At 61.5% G+C, this 16,588-nt stretch carries 14 protein-coding genes; 5 read left to right on the top strand and 9 right to left on the bottom strand.

From position 1 onward, the window contains the following. Window positions 1-3 precede the first annotated feature (3 nt). From FBAL_RS02050 to FBAL_RS02040, 3 genes are read right to left on the bottom strand one after another with little or no spacing between them, the layout of a single operon-like run. Complete coding sequence (locus FBAL_RS02050) at window positions 4-1,011, bottom strand: ArsJ-associated glyceraldehyde-3-phosphate dehydrogenase (protein WP_013343910.1); 1,008 nt, start codon at window positions 1,009-1,011, stop codon at window positions 4-6. Further along, window positions 1,008-2,075, bottom strand: coding sequence for an ACR3 family arsenite efflux transporter (gene arsB / locus FBAL_RS02045; protein ID WP_013343909.1), 1,068 nt, complete (start codon window positions 2,073-2,075; stop codon window positions 1,008-1,010). The genes FBAL_RS02050 and arsB overlap by 4 nt, the downstream gene beginning before the upstream one ends. A gap of 9 nt (window positions 2,076-2,084) precedes the next feature. Continuing rightward, window positions 2,085-2,432 (bottom strand): metalloregulator ArsR/SmtB family transcription factor, encoded by a 348-nt coding sequence (locus FBAL_RS02040; RefSeq protein ID WP_013343908.1) that lies wholly within the window; start codon window positions 2,430-2,432, stop codon window positions 2,085-2,087. A 282-nt stretch (window positions 2,433-2,714) separates the two neighbouring features. On the opposite strand from FBAL_RS02040, the gene phaC reads away from it, so the two are divergent. After that, window positions 2,715-4,481 carry a class I poly(R)-hydroxyalkanoic acid synthase gene (phaC, locus tag FBAL_RS02035; protein ID WP_013343907.1) on the top strand — a complete coding sequence of 589 codons (1,767 nt, stop codon included), beginning with the start codon at window positions 2,715-2,717 and terminating at the stop codon, window positions 4,479-4,481. After that, window positions 4,478-4,870: a MaoC family dehydratase gene (locus tag FBAL_RS02030; protein ID WP_013343906.1), complete on the top strand. Its 393-nt coding sequence runs from the start codon at window positions 4,478-4,480 to the stop codon at window positions 4,868-4,870. Before phaC ends, FBAL_RS02030 begins: the two co-directional genes overlap by 4 nt. A 54-nt stretch (window positions 4,871-4,924) precedes the next feature. On the opposite strand, the gene FBAL_RS02025 is transcribed toward FBAL_RS02030, so the two are convergent. After that, window positions 4,925-7,285, bottom strand: coding sequence for a YgiQ family radical SAM protein (locus FBAL_RS02025; protein ID WP_013343905.1), 2,361 nt, complete (start codon window positions 7,283-7,285; stop codon window positions 4,925-4,927). Between the two features lie 218 nt (window positions 7,286-7,503). Between FBAL_RS02025 and FBAL_RS02020 the strand changes: the two genes are divergently transcribed. Further along, the gene (locus tag FBAL_RS02020) at window positions 7,504-8,412 is read left to right on the top strand and encodes a patatin-like phospholipase family protein (protein ID WP_013343904.1); all 909 of its coding nucleotides are present in this window, start codon (window positions 7,504-7,506) and stop codon (window positions 8,410-8,412) included. Here FBAL_RS02020 and FBAL_RS02015 read toward each other — a convergent pair. Then, window positions 8,348-9,133, bottom strand: coding sequence for an SDR family oxidoreductase (locus FBAL_RS02015; RefSeq protein ID WP_013343903.1), 786 nt, complete (start codon window positions 9,131-9,133; stop codon window positions 8,348-8,350). The two genes, FBAL_RS02020 and FBAL_RS02015, sit on opposite strands and share 65 nt — an antisense overlap. A gap of 62 nt (window positions 9,134-9,195) precedes the next feature. After that, window positions 9,196-11,763, bottom strand: coding sequence for a putative bifunctional diguanylate cyclase/phosphodiesterase (locus FBAL_RS02010; protein ID WP_013343902.1), 2,568 nt, complete (start codon window positions 11,761-11,763; stop codon window positions 9,196-9,198). A 93-nt stretch (window positions 11,764-11,856) separates the two neighbouring features. Between FBAL_RS02010 and FBAL_RS02005 the strand changes: the two genes are divergently transcribed. Continuing rightward, window positions 11,857-12,477 carry a uracil-DNA glycosylase family protein gene (locus tag FBAL_RS02005; protein WP_013343901.1) on the top strand — a complete coding sequence of 207 codons (621 nt, stop codon included), beginning with the start codon at window positions 11,857-11,859 and terminating at the stop codon, window positions 12,475-12,477. A gap of 53 nt (window positions 12,478-12,530) precedes the next feature. Here FBAL_RS02005 and FBAL_RS02000 read toward each other — a convergent pair whose 3' ends face one another. The 3 genes from FBAL_RS02000 to hemE all read right to left on the bottom strand — a co-directional run bounded on the left by FBAL_RS02000 (window position 12,531) and on the right by hemE (window position 15,718). Further along, window positions 12,531-13,448: a pseudouridine-5'-phosphate glycosidase gene (locus tag FBAL_RS02000; protein ID WP_013343900.1), complete on the bottom strand. Its 918-nt coding sequence runs from the start codon at window positions 13,446-13,448 to the stop codon at window positions 12,531-12,533. Continuing rightward, on the bottom strand, window positions 13,442-14,533 hold the full coding sequence (locus tag FBAL_RS01995; protein ID WP_013343899.1) for a PfkB family carbohydrate kinase: 1,092 nt from the start codon (window positions 14,531-14,533) through the stop codon (window positions 13,442-13,444). The genes FBAL_RS02000 and FBAL_RS01995 overlap by 7 nt, the downstream gene beginning before the upstream one ends. 120 nt (window positions 14,534-14,653) lie before the next feature. Further along, window positions 14,654-15,718 carry a uroporphyrinogen decarboxylase gene (hemE, locus tag FBAL_RS01990; RefSeq protein ID WP_013343898.1) on the bottom strand — a complete coding sequence of 355 codons (1,065 nt, stop codon included), beginning with the start codon at window positions 15,716-15,718 and terminating at the stop codon, window positions 14,654-14,656. A gap of 385 nt (window positions 15,719-16,103) precedes the next feature. Here hemE and FBAL_RS01985 point away from each other — a divergent pair, with 385 nt between their 5' ends. After that, on the top strand, window positions 16,104-16,580 hold the full coding sequence (locus FBAL_RS01985; protein ID WP_013343897.1) for an Rsd/AlgQ family anti-sigma factor: 477 nt from the start codon (window positions 16,104-16,106) through the stop codon (window positions 16,578-16,580). The last annotated feature ends 8 nt before the right edge of the window (window positions 16,581-16,588 follow it).

Below are 16,588 nucleotides of genomic sequence, written 5' to 3'. Positions count from 1 at the left end.
GGTTTACCAGCCCTGCTCAGCAACGTAGCGAGCCAGCTCTACGGTGCGGTTGGCGTAGCCCCACTCGTTGTCGTACCACAGGTACAGTTTCACTTGGGTGTCGTTCACCACCATGGTGGACAGGGCATCCACAACGGAGGAGCGCGGGTCAGTGCGGTAGTCGATGGACACCAGCGGGCGTGTTTCGTAGCCCAGAATCCCTTTCAGCTCGCCTTCGGCGGCCTCCTGCAGCAGCCCATTGACCTCATCCGCGCTGGTGGCACGCTCTACTTCAAACACACAATCGGTGATGGAGGCGTTGCACAACGGCACCCGGATGGCGTGACCATTCAGTCGTCCCTTCAGCTCCGGGAAGATGTGGGTGATGGCGGTGGCCGAACCGGTGGTGGTCGGGATCAGGCTCTCACCGCAGGCGCGGGCCCGACGCAGATCCTTATGCGGCGCATCCAGGATGGTCTGGGTGTTGGTGATGCTGTGGATGGTGGTCATGGAGCCGTGCTTGATGCCCAGCTTCTCGTGGATCACCTTCACCGCCGGCGCCAAACAGTTGGTGGTGCAGGACGCGGCGGTCACGATGTCGTGTTTGGCTTTGTCATACCAGTGGTGGTTGACCCCATAAACGGCATCCAATACCCCTTCCTGCTTGACCGGGGCGGTCACAATCACCTTCTTGACGCCCTGGTCGAGGTACTTCTGCAACACCTCTTTGCGTTTAAACTTGCCGGACGCCTCAATCACCATGTCGCAGCCGGACCAGTCAGTGGTTTCAAGCTCAGTGTTGCTGCTCACCGCAATGCGCTTGCCATCGATGATCAGGGCATCATCGTCCACCACCACATCCTTGCCCCAGCGGCCGTGGACGGAATCAAATTCCAGAAGGTGGCCCAAAGCGGCGGCACCACCCGCCGGATCGTTGATCTGAACAAACTCAAACTCGGCCCAGTCCCAGGCGGAGCGAAGCGCCAGGCGGCCCATGCGACCAAAGCCGTTAATGCCAATCTTGATGGTCATGCTGCGTCTCTCTGTGCATTAGCGTTAAGGGTGTCCGGCGCATCGGCCGAAGCGGGAAACCAGTGGCGGGTCCGGTTGGCAAAGGCCACCAGGGAGAGCATCACCGGCACCTCCACCAGTACCCCCACCACGGTCGCCAGGGCCGCACCGGAGTGCAGGCCAAACAGGGCAATGGCAACCGCCACCGCCAGTTCAAAGAAGTTTGAGGTGCCGATCATCGCCGCCGGTGCCGCCACGTTGTGCGGCAGCTTCATCACCCTGGCGCTGCCATAGGCGATGGCAAAGATGCCGTAGGTTTGCAGCAGCAGCGGAATGGCGATCAGCCCAATCACCATCGGCTTGGCCAGCAGGGTCGGCGCCTGGATGCCAAACAAGATGGCGACGGTGGCCAGCAAGCCCACCATCGAGGCGGGTTTCAGACGCTGAACAAAACCGTTCAGGGCCGCCTCGCCGCGCTTCATCAGCAGATGACGGGTCAGGATGCCCGCCACCAATGGCAGCGCCACATACAACAGCGTGGCCAGCAACAGGGTTTCCCAGGGCACCAGGATCTCAGACACCCCCAGCAACAGGGCGGCAATGGGGGCAAACGCCACCACCATGATCAGGTCATTCACCGACACCTGAACCAGGGTGTACGCCGGATTGCCCCGGGTCAGCTGGCTCCAGACAAACACCATGGCGGTACAGGGCGCGACCCCGAGCAGGATCATCCCGGCGATGTACTGGCTGGCGTCTTCCGGCGACACCAGATCGACAAAGAAAACTCTGAAAAACAGCCACCCGATGGCCGCCATGGAGAACGGCTTAATCAGCCAGTTAACCACCAGGGTCAGCCACAGGCCCTGAGGCTGCTGCCCCACCTTGCGCACTGAATGGAAGTCTACCTGGATCATCATCGGGTAGATCATGACCCAGATCAGCACCGCGATAACGCCGTTGATCTGGAACATCTGCCATTGCGCCAGGGTTTCAAATACAACGGGAAAGGCATGGCCCAACGCCACACCGGCGACGATCGCCAGGCCCACCCATACACTTAAGTAACGCTCGAAATTGCCCATGATGTTTCCTCAGGCACAGCAGATTTGTTGACGTTGCGGGCGGTCGCCCATATTGGCCAGGCGCTCAGCGCAGGCATCGATCAGTTCGACGTCGGACCCGGCGATCCCCTCGAGGGCCCCCACGATCCAGTCAGGCAGGGCGGCCAGACGGTAGTAAACCCACTGGCCACTGCGCCGGTCTTCCAGCAAGCCGTCGGCACGCAGACGCGCCAGGTGGCGGGACACTTTGGGCTGACTCTCATCCAGGGCGCAGGTGAGCTCACAGACGCAGAGCTCGGTCTCCTGCCGTATCAGCAGCAGGATCTTCAGACGGGTTTCGTCTGACAGCGACTTAAGCTGGGCAACAGACTGGGACATGGGCACCTCACATAAGGATATACGCCAAAACGGATATGCGACAAATCATATATTCGTTTATCCATATGTTCAGTGACAGTTTGATGACAGTGTGATGGCGATCGCCCGCCCTCATCAATTCATTGCGGTTATCGGGCAATAACACCTTGGTCTAGCTTCTTGTGCAGCGCACAATATGCTCATAATATCGTCAAGGTGTTGTCATTTTAGCCAACTAGAGTCTGGGCGCAGAATCGCCAGATGCGGGCCAGGGCGGCCCACCGTCGACGCAAAGGAGTCGCTATGAACCAGGGATCCTATCAACGGCTGATGGAAAGCCTGATCCGATGCAACGAGCAGCTGTTTGAGCTGGCCTCGAAACAGAGCCAACCCACCACCCAGGCACTGCTGCAGATGCAGATGCAGGATCTCTCCAATGCCCTGAATAAAGGCATGGAGGACCCCGCCGCCCTGCTGACCCAACAAGCCAACTGGTGGCAGTCTCAGCTTCAGCTGTTCCAGAATGCCATGCTGAAACAGGCTGGCCAGGAGGTGGCCCCGATGGTTGAGCCGGAGCGTGGTGACCGCCGCTTCCGGGACAGCCAGTGGCAGGAGCACCCCTGGTACGACTACATCAAGCAATCCTACCTGCTGACCGCCCGGCAGATGCTGGAGCAGGTGGATCGCATTCCCGACCTGACCGATGCCGAGCGGGATCGCCTGCGCTTCTTTACCCGCCAGATGGTTAACGCGCTGGCACCGAGTAATTTTCTGGCCTCCAACCCGGAGCTGCTGAAACTGACACTGGAGAGCGGCGGCCACAATCTGCTGGATGGGCTGAAACTGCTGACTGAGGACATTGAACGCAGTGCCGGTACCCTCAATGTTCGCATGACCGACGAATCCGCCTACCAACTGGGGCGGGATCTGGCCACCACAGCGGGCGAGGTGATTCACCAGGCCCCCCTGTTTGAGCTGATTCAGTACCGCCCCAGCACCGACACCGTGGCCAAGCGGCCGCTGCTGATCGTCCCGCCCTTCGTCAATAAGTACTACATCCTCGACCTGCGGCCGGAAAACTCACTGGTCAAATACCTGGTGGACCAGGGCCATACCGTACTGATGATCTCCTGGGCCAACCCGGACCAGCGCCACACTCAAGTGGATTTCGAAGATTACGTGGTGGACGGCGTACTGGCCGCGCTGGATGCGGTGGAAGCCGCCACCGGCGAGCGAGAAGTCAATGCGGTGGGCTACTGCATCGGCGGCACCCTGCTGGCCACCGCCATGGCCTACATGGCGGGCCGGCGGATGAAACAGCGGGTCAAATCCGCCACCTTCTTCACCACCATTCTGGATTTCAGCCAGCCCGGCGAACTGGGGGCCTTTATCAATGACGAGATCGTCACGGCAATGGAGACCCAGAACGCGGAAAACGGCCTGATGGATGGGCGCCAACTGGCGGTCACTTTCTCGCTGCTGCGGGAGAACAACCTCTATTGGAACTACTACATCGACGGCTACCTGAAGGGACAAAGCCCGATGGCGTTCGACCTGCTGCACTGGAACTGCGACAGCACCAACGTGGCGGGGCCAACCCACTCCACCATGCTGCGCCAGCTCTATCTGGAAAACCGGTTGATCCAGCCCGGTGAGTTCACCGTCCGGGGCAGCAAAATCGACCTCGGTAAGATCACCGTCCCCACCTATTTCGTGTCCACCATGGATGACCATATCGCCCTGTGGCAAGGCACCTATCAGGGGATGCAGTGCCTGGCTGGCGAGCCCACCTTTGTGCTGGGCGAATCCGGCCATATCGCCGGCATCATCAACCCGCCCGGTGGCAAATACGGCCATTACACCGGCCCATTGGCGGACGCCGCCGAAGACTGGCTGGAGCAAGCCAGCCACCAGGAGGGCTCCTGGTGGACCCACTGGCAAGGCTGGCTGAGCGAGCGACAGGGCGCCGAACCGGTGCCCGCCCGCAACATCAATAAGGGGATTGCACCGGCTCCCGGTGACTATGTTCAGGTGCGCCTGAACCCCACCGCCAAGGGAGACGCGGCATGACTCTGCAGCCGGGCCAGAGTGCCGAAATACAGAAAGTGTTTGGCCCCGCCGAAGTAGCGGCCTTCGCGGAACTGTCGGAAGACCGCAACCCGATCCATCTGGACGCCGAGTTCGCCGCGCAAACCCCATTCGGCCACCCCATTGTCCACGGCATCCTGCTCTCCAGCCTGCTGTCCGGTTTACTGGGGCAACACCTGCCGGGTCAGGGCACCATCTACCTGGGACAAACCCTCAAGTTTGTCCGCCCGGTGCTGGTGGGCGAAGCGGTAACGGCACGGGTTACCGTGGCGCAGGTGCGTGACGATAAGCCCATCGTCACCCTGACCACCGAGGTGGTGAACGCCAAAGGGGAGCCCTGCGTGCAGGGGGAGGCGGTGGTCAAAGTCTGATGCTCTGACACACAAAAAACGGGACGCTCAGCGTCCCGTTTTTTTATTGACCCGTTACTTGCGCTTGGGGCCTTTGCGCTGGCCCGACTGGGGCTTGCCGCCACGACCGGCCTGCTGGCCCTGTTGCGGCTTGCCACCGCGGCCATTGGCCTGGCCCTGCTGCGGTTTGCCGCCGCGACCACTGCCCTGCCCTTTACCGGCCGGTTTACCCTGGCCGGAGGCGTTGTTGCCCTTACCGTTGCCACTGCCTTTGCCCTTGGCCGCAGGCTTGCTCTTGCCCGGCAGGCTGCGGGACTGGAACTGGCCCTGGCCGCTGTGTTTGGTCAGCGCCGGCTGGGTACGGCCACCACGGTGGGCCGGACGACGGCCTTCCGCCGGTACCAGGCAATCCGGGCCGCTGCCAATCAGGTGGCCCATGCCGATATTGAGCAGGCCCTCACGGATGATCGGCCAGTTATCGGTGTCGTGGTAGCGCAGCAGCGCTTTGTGCAGACGACGCTGGCGACCGCCCTTGGCCACCGGCACATCCTCACTGTCGTGGGTGACCTTGCGCAGCGAGTTCTTACCGGTGTGCCAGACGGTGGTGGCGTTGGCCAGCGGCGACGGGTAGAAGTTCTGCACCTGGTCGAGGCGGAACTTGTTGCGCTTCAGCCACATCGCCAGGTTCACCATATCTTCATCGCTGGCACCGGGGTGGGCCGAGATAAAGTAGGGGATCAGGTACTGCTCTTTGCCCGCCTCTTTGGAGAAGCGATCAAACATCTCCTTAAAGCGGTAGTAGCTGCCCATGCCCGGCTTCATCATGATCGACAGCGGGCCCTCTTCGGTGTGCTCCGGGGCGATCTTGAGGTAGCCGCCAACGTGGTGCTGCACCAGCTCCTTGACGTAACGCGGGTCTTCCACCGCCAGGTCGTAACGCACCCCGGAGGCCACAAAGATGCGCTTGATTCCAGGGATCTCCCGGGCAGCGCGGTACAGCTCGATGGTCGGCGTATGGTCGGTATCCATATGGCCGCAGATGTCCGGATAGATGCAGGACAAACGGCGACAGGTGGCCTCCGCCTTGGGGCTCTTACAACGCAGCTTGTACATGTTGGCGGTGGGGCCGCCAAGGTCTGAGATCACCCCGGTAAAGCCGGGCACTTTCTCTTTGATCTGCTCAATCTCATCCAGGATCGACTCCTGGCTGCGGCTCTGAATGATGCGCCCTTCGTGCTCGGTAATGGAGCAGAAGGAGCAGCCACCAAAGCAGCCCCGCATGATGTTAATGGAGGTTTTGATCATGTCGTACGCCGGGATCTTTTTGCCGTCGTACTTAGGATGGGGCACCCGCGCATAGGGCAGCGCAAACACGCCGTCCATCTCATCGGTTTCCAGCGGGATCGCCGGCGGGTTGATCCAGACATAGCGATCGCCGTGACGCTGCATCAGCGCACGGGCACAACCCGGGTTGGTCTCCAGGTGGAACAGGCGTGAAGTGTGGGCGTACAGCACCTTATCGGCACGCACCTGCTCGTAATCCGGCAGCAGGATGTACTGCTGCTCCCACGGCTTCAGCTTGCGACCGGCGCCCGCCGGTTGCAGGGTAATCGGCTGAGCCTGCTGCTGCACCGGGGCATCCTCAAACTTGGAGCCCAGCTCGCAGCCCATATCGTCGGCGCCATAGGGGTTCGGGATCGGGTCGATCTTGCCGGGGGTGTCGAGGGTGCGGGAGTCCACACCGTTCCAGCCCGGCAGCGCTTCACGCACCAGGAAAGCGGTGCCACGGATGTCGCGCATGCTCTTGATGTCGTCACCCTGGGACAGGCGATGCGCCACCTCCACCAGCGGACGCTCGGCGTTGCCGAAGATCAGCATGTCCGCCTTGGCATCAAACAGCACGCTGCGGCGCACTTTATCGGACCAGTAATCGTAGTGCGCGATACGGCGCAGGCTGGCCTCGATGCCGCCGAGGATCACCGGCACATCTTTGTAGGCTTCTTTACAGCGCTGGGTGTACACCACGGTGGCCCGGTCGGGACGCTTACCGTGGACGTTGTCCGGGGTATAGGCGTCGTCGTGGCGCAGACGGCGATCGGCGGTGTAGTGGTTGATCATCGAGTCCATGTTGCCGGCGGTCACGCCGAAGAACAGGTTGGGCTTGCCCAGCGCCATAAAGGGCGCTTTGGACTGCCAGTCCGGCTGGTCGATGATGCCCACGCGGAACCCCTGGGATTCCAGCATGCGGCCAATCACAGCCATACCAAAGCTGGGGTGATCCACGTAAGCGTCACCGGTCACCATGATGATGTCACAGCTGTCCCAGCCCAACAGGTCCATCTCCGCACGGGTGGTGGGCAGAAAAGGGGCCGGGCCCAGGCACTCAGCCCAGAACTTGGGATAGTCGAACAGCTTGGTTTTGGGAGTCGGGATCATGCTTAACCTCAGATCACCCCACCCGGTATGGGCAGGGGCCGCGGATTGTAGCAGCTTAGCGCGAGTTAGGCGATGGTGGTTTTTTGACCACACAAAGCCTGTGGATTTGCCGCTTTGGGAATACCACCTATCCCCATTCGCTCGCCTGGGACTTTCATCCTCCGTATGATTCATCAATCAAACCGGCTGACCGCCGAAACACAAGACAGGGAAAGAATATGGATCAGGTAGGGCCAAGCGCATTAATCGTGGAAGGCGGCGCCATGCGAGGGGTGTTTTCCTGCGGCGTACTGGACACCTTTCTGGCCCGGGACTTCAGTCCCTTTGACAGTTTCTGGGGCGTCTCGGCCGGCGCCTCCAATCTGGCAGCTTACCTGGCCAAGATGCCGGGCCGTAACCGCAAAATCTACACCGACTACAGCTGCCGCCGGGCGTTTCTGACCCCGGGCCGTTTTCTGCGTGGCGGCGACCTGATGGATCTGGATTGGATGTGGACCATCACTCTGGCGGAGTTGGGCATCGACAAGGCTGTTCTGGCCGCAGACCCCCGTCCCTTCTTTCTGGCGGTTACCCGCCAGGACAGCGGACAGGCGGAATACCACACCCCCGACGTTGAGCAGCTGGCCGAAACCATGAAGGCCAGCAGTGCCCTGCCCGTGCTGTACCGAAAAGGGGTGCGGCTGGGGCAACACACCTACGTTGATGGCGGGGTGGCGGATGCGCTGCCGGTGGCCGAGGCGATTCGTCGCGGTGCACGCCAGATCATGGTGCTGCGCAGCCGACCGGCCAGCTACCGCAAATCCGCTTCCGGCCTGCCCGCCCTGCAACGCTGGCTGCTGCGTGATACCCCGCATCTGGTTGAACCGATGCTGAGCCGGGCGGAACGCTACAACCGGACGCTCGACCTGATCCGCCAGCCGCCGGAAGGGGTGAACATCGTTGAGATCTGCCCGCCAGAATCCTTCCGGCTGAAGCGGCTGACCCGGGACGCCGAGCCTCTGGAGCGAGGCTATGAGCTGGGCCGGATCGCGGGCGAAGCGGCGATGGCCCGTTGGCAACCGTTCAGTGGCGACGGGCAATCGCCCGCGCCGCAATGCCATCGATCAAACCCGGCGCCAGCAGTTTAAGCCACCGCCCCAACCGTCCACGGAAGGAGCCGAGCCAGAGACGCTGACGCTTCTCGATGGCGCGGACCATCGCCCGCGCGCACTGCTCGGCGGTCATGATCTTGCTCTCCTGCATCGGCGTCTGCCCCAACGGCTGGCCATCGGCGCCCATGGCGCGCTTATGGGTTTGCGTCACCACAAAGTCGGGGCAGAGCACGGTGACGTCCACCCCGCTGCCCCGCAACTCGATCCGCAGCGCATCAAAGAACCCCATCACCGCATGTTTGGAGGCGCAGTAGCCGCTGCGGGTCGGCACGCCGGTCAGTCCGGTCAGGGAGGAAACCACAGCGATGTGGCCCCTGGACTGTTTCAGTGCCGGCAAGGCCGCATGGGCCAGATGAGCAGTGGCGAGGTAGTTCACCCGCATCACCCGCTCCAGTACGGAGAGGTCCGTCAGCGCCTCTACCGTGCTCCACATGGTGATGCCGGCGTTGAGGATCAGGCGGTCAAGACGACCAAACTGTGCCAGGGCGGCCTCCACCAGCTTGGGCAGTTGGTCCAGCTCGGTCAGGTCGAGGGGGTAGGCAAAGGCCGGTGATGGCAGTTCGGCCACCAGGCTGTCGAGTCGCTCCCGGTTGCGGGCAACCAGCATCAGCCGGGCGCCACGGGCACTGAGTTGATGGGCCAACGCGCGACCAATCCCTTCTGAGGCGCCGGTCAACAGCACCACTTCTCCGTCCATGGTTTCTCCTTGTTCAGGCAGGGCAGCGCGCGAACATCCTGTCGCTGCGCCGGTGGCCGGGCTCAGGCTTTAACGCCATCCTCCTGCGGTACCGGCTGGTAGGTTTCCAGATCTTTGGGTCGGCCGATGCCGTACCCCTGGGCGTAGTTAACGCCGATGGCGCGAAGCCGGGACAGGGTTTCCTGGTCCTCAACAAACTCCGCCACGGTTTCGATGCCCATCACCCGGCACACATCGTGAATCGATTTAACGATGGCGTAATCCTTGGCGTTGTTGGCCAGGTTACGGACAAAGCAGCCGTCGATCTTCACGTAATCCACCGGCAACTGGCGCAGGTAGCCATAGGAAGCAAAGCCGGAGCCAAAGTCATCCAGGGCAAAAGCGAAACCGCGACGGCGCAGGGCGTGGAGGATCTCCAGTGCCCGGTTCTCGTTGGCGATGGCGGCGGTTTCGGTCACCTCGAAGCAGATGGTTTCCGGCGGCACCCGGTACAGCGCGCACATCTCATCGATGTAGCTGACCAGATTGCCGTTGGAGAGGGTAGTGCCAGAGAGGTTGATCGACAGCACCTGGGTATTCCACAAGTGGCTGTTGCGGGCCAGCCACTCAAAGGATTTGCGGATCACCGCCTTGTCCACCGCCGGCATCAGGTTAAAACGCTCCGCCGCAGCAATAAACTGGCCCGGCGCCAGGATGCGGCCGCCCTCTTCGCGGATCCGCAGCAGCACTTCGCACTTGCGACGGGGACTGCTGGCCTGCACCGGCTCAATGGGCTGATAGAACAGCACCAGATCGTCGTTGACGATCGCTTCGTTGATCTTCATCGCCCACTGCGGCGCGTTGCGCTGGTGGGCCAGATCCTGATCGAGGGAGTCGAAGAAGTGGATCTGGCTTTCGCCGCCCTTGCCCTTATTGGCGTGACAGGCGATTTCAGCGTCTTTAAACACCTCACGGGGCCGCTGCTCATCCGCCCGCTGGAACGCCACCCCGATGCTGATGCCCACCCGGTAGCTGCCACTGTCCCAGTAAAGAGTGATCCCCTCGACCCGCTCCATCAGCTGTTTCAGCACCCGCGCCGTCTCCAGCGCTGAGGTGTCTTTCATGATCAGGCCGAATTCATCGCCGCCGATGCGCGCCAGCAGGTCGCCCGGGCGGATGCTCCGCACCATCTCCTGAGCCACATCGCGCAGCATGCGGTCACCGGCTTCGTGGCCACAACTGTCGTTGATCAGCTTAAAGCGGTTCAGATCCATGTAGCAGATGGCGTGCTGGCCCGGCAGATCTGCCAGCGCTTCCAGCCGCTGTTCAAAGGTGTGGCGGTTGTAGATGCCGGTGGTCTGGTCCCGTTGGGACTTGTGCATCAACTCGCGCTTCATCTGCTCGGAATGGGTGATGTCACGCAGCACCAGGACCGCCCCCAGGGTATGCCCCTCATGGTCCAGCGTACGGGCAGCGTGGTACTCCAGTTGCCGTTTCTGACCCCCCTGTTGCAGCGATACCCGCCCTTCGAGGCTGATGCGGCCTGAGCTGAGCAGCTCTTTCAGGGCGGCATGCAGTTCCTGTCCCGCCGGGCCGGCCACCAGATTGACCAGGGCACACTGGCGCACCGGACCATGCTCGACCGCCAGCAGCTTTTCCGCTTCCGGGTTCACCAGCTCGATACGCGCCTGTGGGTCAACCAGCACCACCGCATCGCTGACGGTGCGCAGCAGGGTGCTGATCTGTTGACGCTGGTGCAGGCGTTGGGAAAACAGCTCATTACACAGCTGGCTGATTTCAGACAGCTCATCCTGCCCGGATTCCGGCAGCGGCCGACTGGTTTTGCGCTGAGTCAGGCCCTGTTCGATGCGCTGCTTCAGGCTGCCGATGGGCCCCAGCAGAATGCGACGGAAGGTAAAGAAACTGGCCAGTGCCAACAGCACCAGTACCAGCGCCAGTATCGCCATCACCCGATGGATCTGTTCGGTGCGGATCTGACGTTCAGTCAGGTCAAACTGCGGCTCAAGGGTCAGGGCTGTCCCGGCGAAATGGGGCAGCGCCAGGGGGCTGCCTTCCGGGGCATCCACCAGGGTGGCGGTATGGATGCGGTGGTGGCGATAGCTGAGGGTGTCCAGCAGAGTCTGATCAAACGCCTGAATGCCAATCAGTCCACGCCAGTTGCGATGGTTCAGTGGCTGGGCCACCAGCCCAAACACCTGATGGCCAAGACGGGCAAAGCCGCTGCGCTCGTACTGAAAGGTACCGGTGGAGAGAATGGGATCGAGCAGGGCCCGCATCGCTTCGCTGTTGCCGTCCACCGGCAACGCCGGGTTCTGCAACACGTGCAACTCACCGTGGTGGTTCATCACCAGAGAGATCAGGCCGCGCTGACGGGCCTGGGCCACCAGAAAATCCAGCGCTTCCGGGCGTTCACTCTCCAGTGCGGTGCGGATCGCCGTCATCGATTTGCGGTTCTGCGTCAGCCAGTGCTCCACATCCATCTGCAGATGCGCCCGCTCGGCGGCGTAGGTTCGCTGCTCATAGCCGACAAAGCCGTCACGGATCATCCAGTAGGCGGCGCCGGTGGCGGTCAGGATCAGGGGGATAGCCAGACAAAACAGGAGCAGCAATAATCGACGGGAGAGTTTCATCGGACGGCGCAGATCCTGATTCAGGCTCTAAGACAAAGAGGTTTGAACTTACCTAAATAACGGCATGATGGGAACGTATCTTGAGGTTTTTTCATGACAGTTTGTCCAACATCGGCATCAGCCGCACAAATTCCGATCAGCGATGATTCAACCCGTGAACTGATTCACACCGTGCATGCCTGCCGCTTGTGTCAGGATGTGCTGGACCCGAATCCGGTGGTTCAGCTCGCCTCATCCGCGCGGTTGCTGATCATCGGCCAGGCCCCCGGCCTCAAGGTGCATCAAAGCGGCATCCCCTGGAATGACGCCAGCGGGGACCGGTTGCGCCACTGGCTGGGGATGGATCGCGACACCTTTTACGACCCCAGCCGGGTCGCCATCATCCCCATGGGGCTGTGTTATCCCGGCCGCGGCCGCAGTGGCGACAACCCTCCGGATAAGCGCTGTGCACCGCGCTGGCACCCGACGCTGCTGGCGCAGTTGCCCGCCCTTGAGCTCACCCTCTATATCGGCCAGTACGCCCAGAAACACTACCTGGAGGGGTTTACCAGCCTGACCGACACCGTCGCCCGCTGGGCCGAGTTCGGACCGGACCGCTTTCCGCTGCCCCACCCCTCCCCCCGCAACACCCTGTGGCTGAAACGCCACCCCTGGTTCGACGACGACGTCGTGCCCGCGCTGCGTCAGCGGGTACAAGGGTTGATGGCCGGTTAACCGGCACAAAAAAAGCCGCCTTTCGGCGGCTTTGTCTTCCCTGCAATAAAGGATCACTCAGCGCACAGGTCGCGAGCAATCCCGGAAGCCAGGCGGGCGTTGTTCAGTACCAGCTGGATGTTGGAATCCAGGCTGTTACCACCGGTCAGTTCACAGACGCGGGCCAGCAGGAACGGGGTGGACTCTTTGCCACCAACACCCTGTTGCTCCGCTTCCGCCAGCGCCTGAGCGATGGCGGCATCGATGTCAGCTTTCGGCATGGCGTACTGTTCCGGGATCGGGTTGGCGATCACCACACCGCCTTTCAGGCCCATACCCCACTTGGCGTTCAGCGCAGTGGCAATGGCTTCGCTGCTGTCCAGGCGGTAGTCGATGCTGAAATCGCTTTCGCGGGTGTAGAACGCCGGCAGGCAGTCGGTCTGGTAGCCGACAACCGGCACACCGAAGGTTTCCAGGTACTCGCGGGTCAGGCCCAGGTCGAGGATGGACTTGGCACCGGCACAGACAACGGCCACGTCGGTGTTGGCCAGTTCCTGCAGGTCAGCGGAGATGTCGAAGGTCTGCTGGGCACCACGGTGCACGCCGCCAATGCCACCGGTGGCAAACACTTTGATGCCGGCCATGGCGGCCAGGATCATGGTGGACGCTACGGTGGTGGCACCGGTTTTACCGGCAGCAACGATAAAGGGGATGTCACGACGGGAAGCCTTGGTGACGGACAGACCCTCTTTACCCAGGAACTCTACCTGCTCTTCGGTCAGGCCCACGGTCAGGCGGCCCTTGATGATGGCGATGGTGGCCGGGATGGCACCCGCGTCACGAACGGTCTGCTCCACCTTCAGGGCGGTCTCCACGTTCTGCGGGTAAGGCATACCGTGGGAGATGATGGTGGACTCCAGCGCCACGACCGGGCGGTTGTTGGCGATGGCTTCGGCGACTTCCGGGTGGATATCCAGGTACTTCTCTAGCATGGGGTCTTCTCCATCAGGCGGCGTACGGCCGCTTCGGACATAGTGGAATTAATGGTGGTCTTGGTCGCCAGCGCCAGTCGGGCAGCGGCCAGGGCAAAAGGAACGGTCTCGGTAAAGGACCAGCCGGCAAGGCGGCCATGGGCCAGGCCCGCCATCAGCGCATCACCGGCGCCGGTGACGTTCACCACATCGGTGGCGGACGGCAGGTAGCGGACGCCCTGCCCCGCATCGGAGGCGTAGGCGCCACGGCTGCCCAGGCTGAGCAGCACCCGCTTGACCCCCAACTGATGCAGCGCATCAGCCACACGAGGCAGGTCTTCGTCGCTGTCGAGACGATGGCCGGACAGCAACTCCGCTTCCAGCGCGTTGGGCTTGAGGGTGTCGATCTGGGCCAGGAAAGGCTTGAGCTTGTGCGCCTTGGCGCGGGACACCGGGTCCACCAGCACCGGGGCATCCAGTGGGCGGGCAAACAGGGTTTCCAGTGCGTCTTCGGACAGGTTGGCATCCAGCACCACCACCGAAGCGCGGTCGATGGGGCCACGGCGGCGCTCCATCTGCTCAGCGTCGAGGCGCTCAATCAGGCTCATGTCATTGAGGGCGAGGCGCATCTCGCCATCGCTGTCGTGCAGCGACAGGTAACTGGAGGTGGTGGCACCGGCGATCTTCAGGCAGTGCTCTGTACCCACCCCAGCCAGACGGCAGGATTCAATCAGCTGCTCGGCCCAGCGGTCATCACCAAGGGCAGAGACAAACTCGACGCGGCTGCCCAGGCGAGCCAGGTTGTCGGCGATATTGCGGCCCACACCACCGGCGCTGGCAGTCAGGCTGCCCGGGGTGGAGTCACCGTCCACCAGCGGCCGGTCGGCCACGCCGCACAGGTCCATATTGGCCCCACCAATCACCAACGCGTAGCGCTCAGGGGCAAGAATGTAACCTTTGCCCTGGATGTGGCCTTTCTGGGTGAGGTGCATGATGTGGCCCGCGATGGCACTGCGACTGATGCCCAGCTTGTCCGCCAGCTCCTGCTGGGGGATCAGGGGATCCTGGCGGATCAGGTCGAGGATCTGCTGCTCTCGCTCCGTCATAACATATGTTTGGTTATTGGACTTATGTTTGCGATTGTAGCGAGGTGCCGGGTTGGAAACCACCACCGGGATCAAAAAAAGCACCCCGAGGGGTGCTTTTTTGTCTGTGCACTGAGCGTCTTACTTGTGGTACTTGCGAGACAGCTCGTGAACGGCATTGATAAAGGCGCCAGCGTGCTCCGGATCGGCGTGCTGGTGAATGCCGTGGCCCAGGTTGAAGACGTGGCCGTCACCGTGGCCGAATTCGCCCAGGATGCGCTCCACTTCCTCTTCGATACGCGGAACCGGTGCGTACAGCATGGACGGGTCCATGTTGCCCTGCAGGGCCACTTTGTCGCCGACGCGGGCACGGGCGGCCTTAACGTCAACGGTCCAGTCCAGACCCACAGCGTCACAGCCGGTGGCCGCGATGTCTTCCAGCCACTGACCGCCACCTTTGGTGAACAGTACAACCGGCACTTTGTGGCCGTCGTAGTCGCGGATCAGGCCATCAACGATCTTGTGCATGTAACGCAGAGAGAACTCGCGGTACGCCGGGCCGGACAGTGCGCCACCCCAGGTATCAAAGATCTGTACCGCCTGTGCACCGGCTTTGATCTGGGCGTTCAGGTACAGAATGACGGAGTCCGCCAGCTTGTCCAGCAGCAGGTGCAGGGTAGCCGGTTCGGCAAAAGCCATCTTCTTAATCTTGGCGAAGTCTTTGGAGCTGCCGCCTTCCACCATGTAGGTGGCCAGAGTCCACGGGCTGCCGGAGAAACCGATCAGCGGCACTTCACCTTTCAGCTCGCGACGGATGGTGCGCACGGCGTCCATCACGTAACCCAGCTCCTGCTCCGGATCCGGGATCGGCAGGTTTTCGATGGTGGCTTTGTTGTCAGCCAGAGTCTGGAAGCGCGGACCTTCACCGGTCTCGAAGTAGAGACCCAGGCCCATGGCATCAGGAATGGTCAGGATGTCGGAGAAGAGAATCGCAGCGTCGAGGGGGAAGCGGCGCAGAGGTTGGAGAGTGACTTCGCAGGCCAGCTCGGGGTTCTTGCACAGGCTCATAAAGTCGCCGGCTTCGGCGCGGGTGGCCCGGTATTCCGGTAGGTAACGGCCTGCTTGACGCATCATCCAAACCGGGGTCACATCTACCGGCTGACGCAGCAGCGCTCGCAGGTAACGATCGTTTTTCAGTTCTGACATCTAGTTCATCCCTTACGCATCAATACGCAACAAAATTCTGGCCATTGTAGCACCGCGGTCGAGGATTGGTACGAGGCCAGCGTGAGCCGTCCCACAATTCAGGGAATCCTCCGGTAGTGACCCGAATTGGCAAAGATTTGCACTCCCTATTCGCCTTTGGTATAACAATACCGCGCTAGCAAAACGAAGTAAGAAGCTCACGTCAGTGAGTCCCGCAACACCCAATCTTATGCCCTGACGCCTCGGCGTCAGGGTTTTTTATTTCCCCTCTCCCGTCCCCACAGCAGAATCTTCGGTTCGATGTTAAAAAAGCGTTGATCCCTGAGCCATCCCTTACTTAAATTGGGTAATACCAATAAAGGTTGGCTTGCAAGAGGATGGTGCCATGCTGACAAAGTTAGAAAGGGCCGTGGACGCCTGGGGAGGCTCCAATACGCTTATCGATAACTGGCTGGAAAGTCGTCGTCAGTTACTGATCCACTACTGCCAACTGGCCGGATTACCGCCCTATGAGGGGGAGAAGGGCCACCTTCCGGACGAAACCCGCGTTCAACAGTTCTGCAATCTGCTGGTGGACTACATGTCTGAGGGGCATTTTGAGGTCTACGACCAGGTATCCACTGCCTGCGAGCAGAGTGGCGAACACGCCAAGGCCCTTGCCCAAAGCCTGGTGCCCAAAATCTCCGCCAGTACCGATGCCGCGCTCGATTTCAACGACAAGTACACCAACGGCGTCAATGACGACATCATGATGGAGCTGGATCAGGATCTGTCTGAACTGGGCCAGAAGATGGAGGAGCGGTTCGAACTGGAAGACCGTTTGCTTGAAGCGCTGTTTGAGCGTCACAGCGAAGCCAGCTGAAGATTGAG

Source organism: Ferrimonas balearica DSM 9799 (assembly GCF_000148645.1).
GTDB classification, from domain to species: Bacteria; Pseudomonadota; Gammaproteobacteria; order Enterobacterales; family Shewanellaceae; genus Ferrimonas; species Ferrimonas balearica.
The sequence above is the reverse complement of the archived record's forward strand: the minus strand, read 5'-3'. Positions and strand labels throughout refer to the sequence as shown.